General features: G+C 72.3%; 8 protein-coding genes. 4 read left to right on the top strand and 4 right to left on the bottom strand.

The window, feature by feature from the left end:
* Window positions 1-9 precede the first annotated feature (9 nt).
* Both ICC28_RS11480 and ICC28_RS11475 read right to left on the bottom strand, forming a co-directional pair.
* Entirely contained in the window at window positions 10-1,275 is a 1,266-nt protein-coding gene (locus ICC28_RS11480; RefSeq protein ID WP_188288364.1) for an N-acylneuraminate cytidylyltransferase, read from the bottom strand.
* A gap of 65 nt (window positions 1,276-1,340) precedes the next feature.
* Window positions 1,341-2,681, bottom strand: coding sequence for a DUF6716 putative glycosyltransferase (locus ICC28_RS11475; RefSeq protein WP_188288363.1), 1,341 nt, complete (start codon window positions 2,679-2,681; stop codon window positions 1,341-1,343).
* Window positions 2,682-2,879: 198 nt separating this feature from the next.
* On the opposite strand from ICC28_RS11475, the gene ICC28_RS11470 reads away from it, so the two are divergent.
* The 3 genes from ICC28_RS11470 to ICC28_RS11460 all read left to right on the top strand — a co-directional run bounded on the left by ICC28_RS11470 (window position 2,880) and on the right by ICC28_RS11460 (window position 6,367).
* The gene (locus ICC28_RS11470) at window positions 2,880-3,866 is read left to right on the top strand and encodes a glycosyltransferase family 2 protein (protein ID WP_188288362.1); all 987 of its coding nucleotides are present in this window, start codon (window positions 2,880-2,882) and stop codon (window positions 3,864-3,866) included.
* Window positions 3,866-5,248, top strand: a complete 1,383-nt coding sequence (locus tag ICC28_RS11465; protein ID WP_188288361.1) for an alpha-2,8-polysialyltransferase family protein — start codon at window positions 3,866-3,868, stop codon at window positions 5,246-5,248. Before ICC28_RS11470 ends, ICC28_RS11465 begins: the two co-directional genes overlap by 1 nt.
* Before the next feature lie 192 nt (window positions 5,249-5,440).
* A complete protein-coding gene (locus tag ICC28_RS11460; RefSeq protein ID WP_188288360.1) occupies window positions 5,441-6,367 on the top strand; it encodes a class I SAM-dependent methyltransferase in 927 nt (308 codons plus the stop codon).
* A 19-nt stretch (window positions 6,368-6,386) separates the two neighbouring features.
* Here the strand turns inward: ICC28_RS11460 and ICC28_RS11455 are convergent, their stop codons facing one another.
* Window positions 6,387-8,708, bottom strand: coding sequence for a glycosyltransferase (locus tag ICC28_RS11455; RefSeq protein ID WP_188288359.1), 2,322 nt, complete (start codon window positions 8,706-8,708; stop codon window positions 6,387-6,389).
* On the bottom strand, window positions 8,705-10,168 hold the full coding sequence (locus ICC28_RS11450) for a glycosyltransferase family 29 protein (RefSeq protein ID WP_188288358.1): 1,464 nt from the start codon (window positions 10,166-10,168) through the stop codon (window positions 8,705-8,707). Before ICC28_RS11450 ends, ICC28_RS11455 begins: the two co-directional genes overlap by 4 nt.
* Window positions 10,169-10,689: 521 nt before the next feature.
* On the opposite strand from ICC28_RS11450, the gene ICC28_RS11445 reads away from it, so the two are divergent.
* Window positions 10,690-13,926, top strand: a complete 3,237-nt coding sequence (locus ICC28_RS11445) for an ABC transporter permease (protein WP_188288434.1) — start codon at window positions 10,690-10,692, stop codon at window positions 13,924-13,926.
* The last annotated feature ends 16 nt before the right edge of the window (window positions 13,927-13,942 follow it).

The raw sequence follows: 13,942 nt of genomic DNA, 5'->3' as shown, positions 1-13,942 counted from the left end.
AGACGTTCCTTACTTGTCGAGGGAGTCGAGAGAGGGGCCGAGGATCCAGCTGGCGATCTCTCGGATCGCGCCGTCACCGCCGGGGACGGTGGTGACCGCGCGTGCGGCGCCGCGTACGACGTCGTGGGCGCTCGCGACCGCCACGGGCCAGCCGACGAGGGCGAAGCACGGGAGGTCGTTGACGTCGTTGCCGACGTAGAGCACGCGCTCAGGCGCGATGCCCTGCTCCTCGCACCACTGCTTGAGCGCGAGGTCCTTGCGGTCGATGCCGTGCAGCACGGGGATCTGCAGCTTGCGTGCGCGGGCGGCGACGACCGGGTTCTGCTCCGTGGAGAGGATCAGCATCTTCAGGCCGCTCCTGCGCAGGGCGGCGATGCCGAGGCCGTCCCCGCGGTGCACGGAGACGAACTCCTTTCCGTCGGCGTCGATCAGCACCCGGTCGTCGGTCTGGGTGCCGTCGAAGTCCAGGACGACCGCGTCCACGTCCCCGAAGGCGGGCAGGGCGCCGATGGGGGTCCCCCCGCGCGAGCGCAGCCGAGCGTGGGGGAGGTCCGCGTCGAACAGCGGGGCCAGGGCGCGGGCCCGGGCCAGGTCGTGCGGGTCGTCGATCTCCAGCACGCGTGCGGGGTCGGTCCGTACGAGTTCGGTACGGCCGAAGAAGCGGTGCTGGTGCTTGCGGAAGCCCGGCGCGTCCATGGCGTAGGCGGCGCCGGTCTCCAGGAGGTCCTGGGGGCGGTCCTGGCGGCGGGGGCGGCAGGACTTGTCGTGGTTGACGCCGAAGGAGCCGCCGGTCTCCTCGTCTCCGTCGCGCCAGACGAAGCCGTGGAAGGGGGCCACGGTCACCGCCGTGTCCGCGCCGTTCTCCACGACGGCCGCCGCGACGCTCTCGACGTCCTCGCGGACGAGGAAGGGGCTTGTGCACTGGACCAGCAGGACCACGTCCACCGGCGCCCCGTGCAGGGCCTCGTGGGTGTCCATGGCGTGCAGGACGGCCGCCTCGGAGGTGGCCGTGTCTCCGGCGATGGCGGCGGGCCGCAGTACGACCTCGGCGCCGGCCTCGCGGGCGGCGGCGGCGATGGCCTGGTCGTCGGTGGAGACGACGACGTCGGTCACCAGCCGGGTGGCGCGGCACTCGCGTACCGCCCGCGCCACGAGCGGTACGCCGCCGACGGGGGCGAGGTTCTTCGCGGGCACGCCCTTGGAGCCGCCGCGGGCGGGGATGACGGCGAGCACGCGGCGCGCCGAAGTCCCCGGGCCGGTCTGCGGGTTGGTCATGGGGTCCACTCCTTGGGCTCCGTGCGAGGGATTCGGGTCGGGCACGCCCCGCGGCCGGCCGGTGCTCACAGCTCCCCCATCCGCCGGATGACCGGCGCCACCCGCTGCACCCCGTGCCGGTAGGCCCCGCGGGCGGCCCGGCGGACGATCTGCCGGACCGGGCCGGGGTCCTTGTCCTGGGCGGGGGCGCCGGGCAGCGGGCTGCCGTCGGGGCCGAGGTGGTGGCGGGCGAGGATGCCGGGCAGGTAGCCGGGCGCGGTCGCGGGTGTGTAGTACGGGGTCAGCGGCGGGAGGTCGCCGGCGAGCAGCTTGGCGATGCGCTCGCGGGCTCCGTCGAAGGCGGTCTCGTACGATCCGTCGGCCGCGACGCCCTGCCGGGACACCCACCCCTCGTCGGCCACCGGCAGGTGCCCGGCGTCGAGTTGGTCCCAGGAGGCGAGGCAGCCGGAGCCGACGAAGTGGTGGTTGCCGAGGACCTCGCGGACGCCCAGGTCGGTGAGGACGACGGTCGGGATCCGGCGGTGCAGGGATTCCAGGGCGGCCGTGGAGCTGACGGTGACGAGCAGGTCGGTGCGGTCCAGCACCTCGCCCATGTGGCCGTACACCAGCCGGAAGTTGGGCGGCAGGTCCGCCTTCTGCGCCAGCTTCTGGTAGGGCAGCTCCTCGATGTGCGTGGTGTGTTCGCCGGGCCTGGAGCGCAGCTTCAGCAGCACCTCGCGCTCGGGGTGCAGGCGGGCGTGCCGCACCAGCCGGTTCAGCAGGTAGGTACGGTCCTTGCGGCTGTCCGGTACGGAGGGCTGCGCGGCGAAGACGACCGTGTACGGGTCGTGCTCCCCCTCGTAGGGCGCCCCGCCGAGGAACGGCAGCGCCCCCTCCGTGACCGCCGAGGCGTCGGCGCCGACCCCCTCGTAGACCGCGCGGAAACGGTCCGCGTCCTGGCGGGAGTTGGCGAGGACGAGGTCGGCTCCGTGCCGCAGGAGGAGGCCGTCGGCGAGCTTCTCGTAGACGACGCCGACGTAGCCGGTGACGACGACGGGGCGTGCGGTGCGGCCTTCCCAGACGCGCTTGAGGCCGTGCAGCATGGCCTGCACTCCGCCGCCGACCAGGGCCAGTACGACGATGTCGTAGGACTCCTCGGCCATGGCGCGCAGGAACTCCACGGCCGTCACCTCGCGCAGGGAGTCGGCCGTCACGCCGACCTCCGCCAGTTGGCGGGCGGTGGGCGTGGCCCGGCCGCGCAGCAGGAATCCGCTCAGGGCGGGCGCGGCTTGCGTACCGCCTTCGGGTGCGGCTTCCATGGGCGGGCCCGGGGCGATGCGGCCCGCCGTCAGCGCACCCCATTTCCAGCGGGTGTCGGAGTCCGCGAGGACGGCGATTCGCGGCGGCTTCGGTGTACTTGCTGGCACGTGGAAGACGCTAGGAATCAATTCCTAGGTATGGCCCAACCGTGAATCAACGAAAAGTTAACAACATCCCACCGAGAGCCGAACTGGCCTGGCAAAACCCGGGAAGTACAGGGGGTGCACCGTTCCGACACATGGAGTTCACCCGCTGTACCCGCACCGTCAAGTTCCGCTGCCGGGCCCGCTCCTAATCTTTTGCGGGTGCCAAAGCTTTCCGTGATCGTGCCGTTCTACAACGTGCAGCAATACGCCCCGGACACCCTCAGAAGTCTGCGTGCGAATGCCCGGCGCGACTTTGAGTTCATCCTGGTCGACGACCATTCGGAGGACGGAACTCCGGCCATTCTCGAACGGGCCGCCGACCAGCTCTCGGAGGTCGCGCAGGTGCGCTACATCCGGCACGAGGTGAACGGGGGACTCGCCACCGCCCGCAACACCGGCCTGGACGCGGCGCGGGGCGAGTACCTCACCTTCCTCGACGGCGACGACTGGCTGGCGCCCGGCCACTTCGCCGAACTGGTCGCGGCCATGGAGGAGTTGGGCTGCGACTTCGTGCGTACCGACCATGTCCAGGCCGTCGCGCGCGCCAGAACCGTGCACCGGGTGCCGCACGGCCGGCGCGGCGAGGTGCTGGACCCGCGCGGGGCGATCCTGCCGGCCGACCGGACGACCTCCGTCGACTACGCCTACGCCTGGGCCGGCGCCTACCACCGCCGGCTGCTGGAGAAGGGGCTGCTGCACTTCACCGACGGGCTGCGGACGGCCGAGGACCGGCCGTGGATCTGGAAGCTGCACCGGGAGGCGGAGTCGTTCGCGGTGGTGGGCCTGCTGGGCGTCTTCTACCGGCGCGGGGTGGCCGGTTCGCTGACCCAGATCGGCGATGTGCGCCAACTGGACTTCATCCGCGCCTTCGACCAGGTCATCGAGGAGACGGCCCGGGATCCGGAGGCGGACAGGCTGCTGCCGAAGGCGATGCGCACCTACTGCGCGATCATCGCCCACCATCTGGCGGACGAGTCCAAGTGGGAACCGGCCGTGGCCAGGCAGCTGCGGGCGATGAGCGCGGCGGCGATACAGCGCATGCCGCAGGACGCGCTCGGTGACGTGCTCGACACCATGGACCTGCGCCGGGCCGGCAAGCTGCGCCGGCTGCGGCGCCGGGTCACCACAGCGAAGGCGGCCGCGTGATGTCCCCTGCCCCCCAGGCCCCTGCCACCCGCACCCCCCGTACCGCCCGCGCCCCCCGTACCACCCGGATCTTCTGCGTCTCGACGCTCTACGGCGCCGCCACGCTGGCCGCCGCGATCGACTCGGACTGCTTCGCCGCGGCGGACCGCCGGCTGCTGCTGGTCTTCAACAACGCGGCGACACCGGAGACCACTCCGGCCGTCGACGAGATGCCGGGCTTCGAGGCGCTGCGCGACCGCTTCGACGGCGTACTCTCCTTCAACGAGGCGATCCGGCCCTTCCACCCCGGCGCCTGGGAGCCGCGGCCGGACGACGTCCCGCTGTTCGAGCGCTATCTGCGGCTGCTGTGGGGGCTCGGCGAGGACCGGGTGGAGCTGGTCCTGGAGTCCCTCCAGGTCAACCCGGCGCTCGGAGTGGCGCAGATGTTCACCGGCGCCCCCATCGACGTCTACGCCGACGGGCTGATGAGCTACGGGCCCACCCGGAACAAGCTGGACCCGCTGGTCGGCACGCGGGTGCGGCGGCTGCTCCACCTGGACCTGGTGCCGGGGCTGCGGCCGCTGCTGCTGACCGAGTTCGACGTGCCCGCGCAGGTCGTGCCGACCGACGCGTTCCTGAAGGCGATGGGCGAACTCGCGGGTACGGGCCCGGAGTTGCCGGTGTTGCCGGACAACTCGGCGCTGCTGCTGGGCCAGTACCTGTCCGCGCTGAACATCCTCACGCCGCAGGCCGAGGAGGAGCTGCACGTGCGGATGATGCGGGGGGCGGTGGAGCGCGGGCACCGCTCGATCGTCTTCAAGCCGCATCCGACGGCTCCGGCCCGCTACAGCCGCGTCCTGGAGACCGAGGCCGAGCGGCTCGGTGTCGAGCTGACCGTCCTGGACACGCCTGTCCTGGCCGAGGTGCTCTTCGAGAAGGCGCGCCCCGGCCTGGTCGTCGGCTGCTTCTCGACCGCGCTGTTCACGGCGTCCGCGTTCTACGGCCTGCCCGTCGCCCGGATCGGCACCGGGCCGCTGCTGGACCGGCTGACGCCGTACCAGAACAGCAACCGCGTCCCGGCGGTGCTGGCGGACGCCGTGCTGCCGGACCTGGAGGGCCGCGAGGGCGAGGAGACGGTCGCCGCGGAGACGCTGGGCGCGCTGGTCACCGCCGTGGGGTTCACCATGCAGCCGCAGCTGCACCCGGGGCTGCGGCCGGCGGCGGAGGCGTATCTGTCGGGGCAGTTCGGGCCGCGCACCCAGCGCTACTTCAAGCGCAAGCGGCTCACCTCACTGGGGCTGCCCGGCGGCATCCCGGAGCGGCTGTCGTTCCTGCCGCGCAACGCCACGGCACGCCGGGTGGTGCGCCGGGCGAAGGCCTTGAGGAAGGCGGTGGGCCGCTGAGCCAAGGCCCGGTGAACCACCGGAATCGGCCAAGGAAACAGTGGCACAACATCGACTCGAACCGATGATTCCACGGCAGGGGCGGCGCCCGGATCCCTAGGATCACGGACGCCGCCCCATCGCCGTCTCTCCCCCGCCACCTTCCCCCCACCCCCACCTTCCCCCCACCTCATCCGACTCCGTGAGGCACTCATGACGAACCTCGGCCGGCTGTACCCCCTGCTCGACGACGTCACCCTGCCGGACGACATCCCCTACTCGCAGGTCAGCGACTGGGAACTGCGCTTCCTGTACCTCCTGGGCCGCCATCGCCTCACGGGTGAGGACGGCATCGTCGAACTGGGCTCGGGCGGCGGCGGATCGACGTACGCGCTCGCGCTCGGGCTGCGCGACAACCCGGTCTTCGACGAGCGGACGGGGCGGCTGCACGCGTACGACTTCTTCCACGTCGGCAAGGGCACCTTCGCCACGGAGAAGTTCTTCACGGCCGGTGCCAGGCCCGTGGACGGCGGCACGTCCTTCCTGGCGGACTTCCGCGCCCGGCTCGAACCCTTCCTGCCGTTCCTGGAGATCCACGCCGGTGACATCCACCGGACCTCCGACCCGGACGACACCGACCCGATCGAGTTCCTGCACATCGACATCGCCAAGACGCCCCGGGTGTTCCGCTGTGTCGCCGAGCGCTTCCTGACCCGGCTGCGGCCCGGATCGGTCGTCCTGCACCAGGACTTCGCCGGACCCCGGCTGCCCTGGCTGCACTACAGCACGGGCGCGCTGCTGCCGTACATCGAGCTCGCGGGCCCGCCGATCCGGTCCACGCTGGCCTTCGAGGTGTCCCGGCCGATCCCCGCGCACGTGCTGAAGAGCGTCGCGGAGGACGCGTACACGGTGGACGAGAAGCTCGCGCTGATCTCCGCCGTACAGGACCGGATCGACCACGACCACACCGGCGGCATCCCCTTCAAGTCGGTGCTGGAGATGGCCAAGGCGTACGTCGCGCACTACGCCGGCCAGTACGAGCGGGCCTGGTCGATCGCCGGGCCGCTGGAGTCCGACGCGTATCTGAGCCGGACCCGGGCCAGCCACTTCGAGCAGCTCAGGAAGGGCCCGGGGCGCTGATCCCCGGACCCTTCACGGGTCAGCTCCCCAGGATGATCCGCAGGTCCGCCGCGTTCGCCTCGGTGACCTTCCACAGCTCCTGCTGGCGGCCGTGCACGTCGGCGACGGTCGCCGCGTGGTCGCGCAGCAGGTCCTTGGAGCGCTCCACCAGGCGGTCGGCCAGGTGGCGGTCGTGGACGGAGACGCCCCACTCGGGGCGGTCGATGTCCCGCAGGAAGTACGCCATCTTCGGGTGCGAGATCAGGCTGATGATCGGCGTGCCGCAGCCGAACGGGATCATGCCCGCGTGGCCGCGCATGCCGATGACCAGCTTGGTGCGCGCGTACAGGTCGCGGATCTCGTCGTTGTCGAAGTCGTACATCGGGATGACGGGCAGCGAGATGCCGTGTTCGCGGCGCAGGTCGAAGGCGATCTTCTCGTCGTCGAGGGAGTGCGCCACGCACCGCACCTCGGCCAGCTCGCCCAGGTCCCGTACCGCGCGGGCCATCTGATTCAGGAAGTAGCCGTAGTCGTGGCCGAAGCGCAGGCCCGCGCGGTCGTAGGCGGCGTTGATCAGGATGGTGTCGTCGCGTCCGGCCGGGTCCCGCCAGTCCGGCACGAGCTGGCGCGTCACGGTCGTCGGGCACGGCTGGAAGCGGACCTTGTCGTGCAGGTGGGCCGGGAGCATGGCCCGCACCTTCTCGATCGAGCCGTGGTTGCGCAGCCCGAAGAAGGCGGACTTCTCCACCAGCAGGCGCAGCGAGTCGCGGAACCGGTTCGCCCGGTAGGACTGGCCGTCGAAGGCGTTGAAGCCCACGGCGTAGACCGCGATGGGCACGTCGATGCGGCGCATCAGCTCGTCCGGGACGTTCCACTGCCAGGCGCTGTTGCCGTTGGGCATGGTGTCCGGGATGAACAGGCCGCCGCCGCCGATGACCAGGCCACGCCGGGCGTTGACGCGTTCCAGGGCCGCCTCGTCGAAGAGCCGGTGGGCGTGCACGGAGTGCCAGCGGCGGGAGCCGGTGTCGGGGCCGAAGGCGCTGCGCACGCTCTCCGGGAGCAGCTTGTCGCCCGCGTTGCCCTGCCGGTCCATGTAGAAGGCGACGTGCGCCAGTTGGTCGCCGGGGGCGCCCAGGTCGGCGGGCGGGGCGGAGGCCGCGCGCTGCGCCCACAGTCTGCTGGAGCGGTGGGTGATGTCGACCGACAGTCCGGCCGTGGCGTGCTTCAGGGCGGTCTCGTCGTCGCCGTGCACCCAGGCCATCTGGGCGAGGCGGGCGAAGGCGGTGGCGGCCCGGTTCGGGGCGGCCGTCGCCATCAGCAGCTGTGCCTCGGCCTCGGCGTAGCGCGAGACGCTCATCAGGGCGTGGCCGAGGACCTCGTGCGGCCAGGCCTCGTCGAGCGGGATCCGGACGCTTTCGAGGATGTCCACGGCGTCCTGGTACTCGCCGGCCGCGATGTGCGCGGCGGCCACCTTGCGGGCGACCTCGACGTCACCGGTGCGGGCGACGTGCGGGGTGCCGTAGTGGACGACCAGGTCGTGGTGGAGGCCGCCGCTCCGGGAGAGGTACTCGGCGTGGAAGTCGGCGTCGGACAGCTCGAACTCGCGCCACTTCTCCTCGGCGAGGCCGTAGCCGGACTCACCGCCCTGCCACGGCTTGTGGCGGCCGGTGAAGTGCAGGATCGCGGTGTCCTCGGGCACGGGCAGGTCGCCGGACAGGCGCCGCTTGACGAAGTTGTAGCGGGGGTCGAGGCGGACGAAGTCGCCGTCGAGGACGGCGTTGAGGATGCCCTGGTCGTGCTTGTCGAGTTCGTAGTCGCCGCTGCGGCCGGTGGCGTCGAGCCTGGCGCAGAACTCGTCGCTCAGGTATTCGCGCTGGATGACCAGCAGCCCGGAGTTGAGCTTGTGCTGCCCGTAGAAGAACTGCGGGACGGCGGCGAGGCCCTCGCGCAGCCTGAGCAGTTCGCCGAGGTCGTCGAGGACGACCATGTCGGTGTCGAGGGTGATGACGGTGTCGTACTCGCGCAGCCGGAAGACGTCGAGGATGAAGTACGCCTTGCGGACGAGGTAGTTGTCCTGGTCGCCCTTCTTGTACGCGTCGTAGTGGGTGTCGTTGACGCGCTTGAGGACGATCCTCGGGTGCAGGGCGCGGATCCTCGCGATCGAGCCGGGGCGCAGGTCGTCGTAGAGGACCACGAAGTCCTCGCACACGCTCGGGTTGGACAGCGCGAGGCTGCGCAGCAGGGCGAGGAAGCCGGGCAGGTAGTTCTCGTCGACGTAGGACGCGAAGGCGATGCGGCGCTTGCCGGTGAGGGCGTGGGCGTCGGTGGCGGGGGCCTGGGTCGCAGGCGCGGTCGTGGTCATCGCAGGGAGATCCTCATGTCGGTCACGCTCTGGGCCCGCTCCATGACCCATGCCTTCTCGCTGGTGTATTCGTGTACGGAGGTGATGGCGAGCTTCATCGCTTCCTGGACGCGGTAGGCGCCGCTCTCGTAGAAGTCGAAGCCGATCAGGTCGAGCTTGGGGCTGACGTCCAGGAAGTCCAGCAGGTACAGCATGTTGAAGCCGGTGGTCGGGATGCCGGACCACCGGTCGCTGCCGAGTCTGCCGATGTTGCGCACGGGCCAGCGCAGGGACTCGTCGCCGAGGCGGGTCTGGGCGCCGGGCACCAGGCGGTTGCGCAGCGACCACTTCCAGTCGCCGGAGATGCCGCCGAACACCAGCCGGGTGTCGACCTGCTTGTCCCAGTTGAAGCCGTGCTTGTGGATGGTGGCGTGGATGTCGGTGCGGCTGCCGGTGTGCCTGGGGTCGATGCGGTACGAGTTGAAGCGTACGACGAGGTCGTAGGCGTCGATCTCGGCGCCCATCGAACTGGCGCCGACCCGGCCGGAGTTGGCGATCAGGCAGACCGACTTCCCGGCGATGAGGTTGCGGAACTCGCCGAGGCTGATCCACTGCACGCCGCCGACGGTGGGGTCGGCGACGGGTCCGCGCATGCGGCTGCGGCGCTGGTCGGCGTAGAGCGCGAGGACCTCGGTGAGCCCGGCGAGGGCGGTGACATCGGTGTCGGCGGCGATGCGCAGGTCCAGGTACTGGCCGAGCAGTTCCTGGCGTTCGGTCACGGGGGCGTCGCTCATCGCCAGCACCGCGCCGAGCAGGCGCGGTTCGGCGGCGGGCCAGTCGCCGGCGGCGTGCGCGGCCAGGCCCTCGGACCACACCTCGGTGGCGTCGCGGCGGGTGAACTCCTCGGCGCGCGGGCACTGTCGGCGCAGCAGGGCGAGCAGTTCGCGCTCCCGTTCGCCGGCCGTGCGCAGGCCCGCGATGCGGGCGCGGACGCCGAAGCCGTCGTCGTCAGTGAGGCCGAGGTACTTCTCGTACGCCTCCAGCGCCTCGGTCTCCTCGCCGACCGCCTCCAGCACGCGGGCGCGCAGCCGCCAGCCGGCGCGGGAGTTCTTGCGCTGGGCGAGGACGGTGTCGCTGATGACCAGGGCGAGGTTCAACTCGTCGTCGTAGCCGCACTTGAGTGCCTGGTTGGCGACGGCGAGCAGGGCGTCGAGGAGGTCGTTGCCGAGGCCGGTGGCGGGGGTCGCGGCGCCCTTGACGGCGCGCTTGAGCAGCGCGGTGGCGCCGGTGGTGGGGGCGGGCGCGGGCGTTGCGGGGGTGGTGCCCCACACGACGAGCAGCTTTCTGAGCTGTTCGGCGAGTTCGATACGGCGGCGGTCGATGCTGCCGACGAGTTTGCCGCTGTGCACCGCGCAGGCACGCAAACAGTCGTCCAGCTCCCCTCCGCGCGCACGTGCCCGTCTGTTCTGGACCCTCGTCATGGCACTCCTGGTTTTCGCCAAGCCAATGCTGTGTTCGCCGCGGTTTATCGGCGGGTGGGGGGTTCTTGAAACCGATTGGTCATCCGTGGGGGGACGCTGAGAAAAATTAGGAAGGCAAAACGACGCCAAGGTGAACTCACCGGGTCCAGGGGACTAATCGTTGCCCCACTGCCCCCACCCCCGCCCCGACTTCGATTCGGACTGACGTGCCCGGGTCCCCCGAGAAATGGACGACTGCGCGACGCGATCTCCTGTGCCGTCAGCGGGTTCGTCGTCCGCATGGGCGGCCGGGGCCGTCCGCCGGTCGTTCTTCGCCTCCCGCGCCGCCCTGTTCGCGCCGTACTCGTCCGGCCCGGGTGCTGGATGCGATCGCTCAGTTGTCGCTGACCGATCACAAACGACCAAAGTCGGTCTTAGAATCCCCTCTTGTACCCGCACGCCACCGACGCCGCATCGCGGTCCGGTTCCGTGCGGTGGGGGAACGGGGGAGTTTGGTGGGGGAACGAACCGTGCCTGCGGGCATGTTGCGGCTCATCGCGCTGAGAGCGTGGACGCATCGGGTACTCCTCGGTGCCGTGCTGCTGACGGTCTCGCTGACCACGACCGTGCTGGCCGCGCTCACCGCCTACTCGGGCGCGATAGGCGACGCCGCGCTGCGGCGGTCGCTCGCCGAGGAACGCACCGCCGCCGAGGCCGCCCTGGTGGTCAAGGCCGCCGTACCGGCCGACCAGCGGCAGGCGGCCGACGACGCCGTGCGCGACGCGTCCCGCACCCTCTTCGACGGGCTGCCGCTGCAGGTGCGCACCCTGCTGCGCTCCGGCCCCTACGCCCTGCCGCCCGCACTGCGACCGGTCTCCGAACGGAACGAGAACCCCGACCTCACCCACTTCGCGGCCCTCGACCGCACCCAGGTGCGGACCGTCGCCGGACGGCTGCCCCGCCCCGCGGCGACCACCGGACCCCTGGAGGTCGCCCTGCCGCAGAGCGCCGCCCGCCGACTCGGGCTGGAACCCGGCGACCGGCTGACCGTCACCGACCGGCTCGACGGCCCGGCGGTACGCCTGCTCATCACCGGCGTCTACCGGCCGGTCGACGTCCGGGCGCCCTACTGGCAGCTGGACGACCTGGCGGGCCGCGGCGTGAAGGAGTCCAGCTTCACGACCTACGGTCCCCTGCTCACCGCCCCGGACGTGCCCGCGTCCGGCCGGGTGAGCGCCGACGCGTCGGGCTGGCTGGTGTCGGCCGACTACTCCTCCCTGACGACCGAGCGGATCGGCGCCCTGCGCGAGGGCATCCGCGCGGGCACCGCCGAGTTGCGCGAACGGCCCGAACTCAGCGGCGCGACCATGGCTTCCACCGCGCTGCCCGAGGTGCTCGACCGCATCGAACGCTCCCTGCTCGTCACCCGCGCCGGCATGCTGATCGTCGCCGCCCAGCTCGGACTCCTCGCGGCCTGCGCCCTGCTGCTCGTCGCGGGACTGCTGAGCGCCGAGCGCAGGTCCGAGACCCGGCTGCTGCGTGCGCGCGGCGCCACCCGGGCACGCCTCGCGGGCCAGGCCGCGCTGGAGGCCGCCCTCATCGCCGTACCCGCCGTGATCGTGGCCCCGCTGCTGTCGGGGCCGCTGACGCGGCTGCTCGTCGAACAGGGCGCGTTGGGCCGGACCGGGGTGCGCGTCGATCTGCCCGCCTGGGGCCGGCCCGAGGTGTGGGCGGTCTCCGTCGGCGTGGCCGCGCTCTGCGCGCTGGCCGTCGCCGTCCCGGCGTGGCGGGCGTCCTTCGCGGGCGCCACCGCGCGGGCGGGGGCCCTGGCCGCACCGCTGCGTGCCGGGGCGGACATCGGGCTGGCCGTCGTGGCCGGCGTCGCCCTCTGGATGCTCGACAGCCAGCGCTCCGGCGCCGTCACCGCCGACCGCGAGGGAATCCTCGAGGTCGACCCGCTGCTGGTGCTGGCGCCCGCGCTGGTGCTGCTCGCCGGAACGGTCCTGGTGCTGCGGCTGCTGCCGCTGCTGGCACGGATCGGTGAACGCCTCATGACCCGCGGGCGCGGGCTGACCGCGGCCATGGTCGGCTGGCAGTTCAGCCGCCGACCGATGCGCGGGGCGGGCCCCGTGCTGCTCCTGGTCATCTCCGTGGCGCTGGGCGTGACGGCCATCGGGCAGGGCGCGTCCTGGCACCGCTCCCAGACCGACCAGGCCGACTTCCGCGTCGGCGCCGACCTGCGCGTCCTCGCCTCCGGGGGCGGCGGTGTGGGCCGCACCGACGTCTACGCGGACCTGCCGCACGTCGACGCGACCGCCCCCGCGGTCCGCGGCACGATGACGCTCTCCGGCAGCCGCACCGCGACCGTCATGGCCCTCGACACCGCCGAGGCCACCGGGGTGATGCTCGCGCGCAGCGACCTCACGGACGGCCCGCCGCTCGCCGGACTCGCGCCGCGGGGAGCACCGCCCACCGGCGTGGAGATACCGGAGGGCACCGACCGGCTCACCCTGACCGCCACCCTCCACAGCAGCACACCCGGGTCAGGCGCCGACGTCACGCTCACACTCCGGGACCGTGACGGCACCTCCTACGAGATCCCGTCCGGGCGCCTCGCCGCAGACGGCCGCCCGCACCGGCTGACCCCCGAACTGAACGGTGCCCGGGGCCCGTTGGCGCTGACCGGACTCGAACTGACGACGCCCCAGCCGTTCGACCGCCCCCACCGCCACCGCCTCGTCCTCGGCGCGCTCACGGCGACGGCGGGCGACCGCGACGCCCAGCGGCTGGCGCTGCCCACGAAGTGGACGACCGCGATCGAGGCCGCCCCGCTCTACGTCCCCGACGACGACGCCCTGGCCACCCACCCCCGGATCACGTCCACGGCGCCCGTGACCATGACGTACAGCACCGGGTACCAGCCGCCGGACATGTCACCGCCCGCCCCGCCGCTTGAGGTCCGGCTGAAGGTCACCCAGCCGCGCCCGCCCGAGGTCGTCGCCGTCGCCACCGACCGGTTCCTCACCGCGTCCGGAGCGCGCGTGGGCCAGCGCGTCCAGGTGCCGTTCGAGGGCCACTCGGTGCCCGTACGCATCGTCCGCACCACGGACGCCCTGCCCACCACCGAGGCCACCGCCCAGGGCGGCGGAGCCCTGCTGGTCGATCTGCGGGCCGTCAACCAGGCGCTCCAGGCCCGCTACGGCACCGGACTGACCCCCAACGAGTGGTGGCTGAGCAGCTCCGCGCCCGACGCCACCGCCGCGGCCGCCCGCGCCCTGCCCGACGTCGACCCGAAACAGGTGCTGGTGCGCGACGAGACCGCGGCCGAACTGAGCGACGACCCCTTCGGGGCGGCCCCGGAGGCGGCGCTGGTCGCGGCGGCCGCGGTGACCGTGCTCTTCGCCTCGCTCGGCTTCGCGGTCAGCGCGGCAGGGGCGATACGCGCCCGGGACGGCGAGTTCGCCGTGCTGCGCGCCCTCGGGACACCGCGCCGCCGGCTGGTCCGGCTGATCGCCGCCGAGCACGGCGTCCTGGTGGGCCTGGCCCTGCTGGTCGGCACGGCGCTCGGAGCGGTGCTGACGTACATTCTGGTCCCCCTCGTCATCCTCACCGGGCAGGCCACCCGGCCGCTGCCGCCCGTGCTCGTCGAACTCCCGCTGCTGCCGCTGGCCGCCCTGCTGACGGCACTCGCGGCGGGCCCCACCCTCGTGACCGTGGCCCTCGCCCTGCGACGGGCGAAACCCCTCACGACGACTCTCAGGGACGAGGTGCCCCAGTGACCGCGCAGCAGGGACC

Source organism: Streptomyces sp. TRM68416 (assembly GCF_014596915.1).
GTDB lineage: Bacteria > Actinomycetota > Actinomycetes > Streptomycetales > Streptomycetaceae > Streptomyces.
This window is presented reverse-complemented; position numbering and strand designations above follow the sequence as displayed.

Bases quoted from the DNA above. Each gene is read 5' to 3' on its own strand.
- ICC28_RS11480 (WP_188288364.1), bottom strand. From the start codon at position 1,275: ATGACCAACCCGCAGACCGGCCCGGGGACTTCGGCGCGCCGCGTGCTC.
- ICC28_RS11465 (WP_188288361.1), top strand. From the start codon at position 3,866: ATGTCCCCTGCCCCCCAGGCCCCTGCCACCCGCACCCCCCGTACCGCC.
- ICC28_RS11460 (WP_188288360.1), top strand. From the start codon at position 5,441: ATGACGAACCTCGGCCGGCTGTACCCCCTGCTCGACGACGTCACCCTG.
- ICC28_RS11455 (WP_188288359.1), bottom strand. From the start codon at position 8,708: ATGACCACGACCGCGCCTGCGACCCAGGCCCCCGCCACCGACGCCCAC.
- ICC28_RS11450 (WP_188288358.1), bottom strand. From the start codon at position 10,168: ATGACGAGGGTCCAGAACAGACGGGCACGTGCGCGCGGAGGGGAGCTG.
- ICC28_RS11445 (WP_188288434.1), top strand. From the start codon at position 10,690: ATGTTGCGGCTCATCGCGCTGAGAGCGTGGACGCATCGGGTACTCCTC.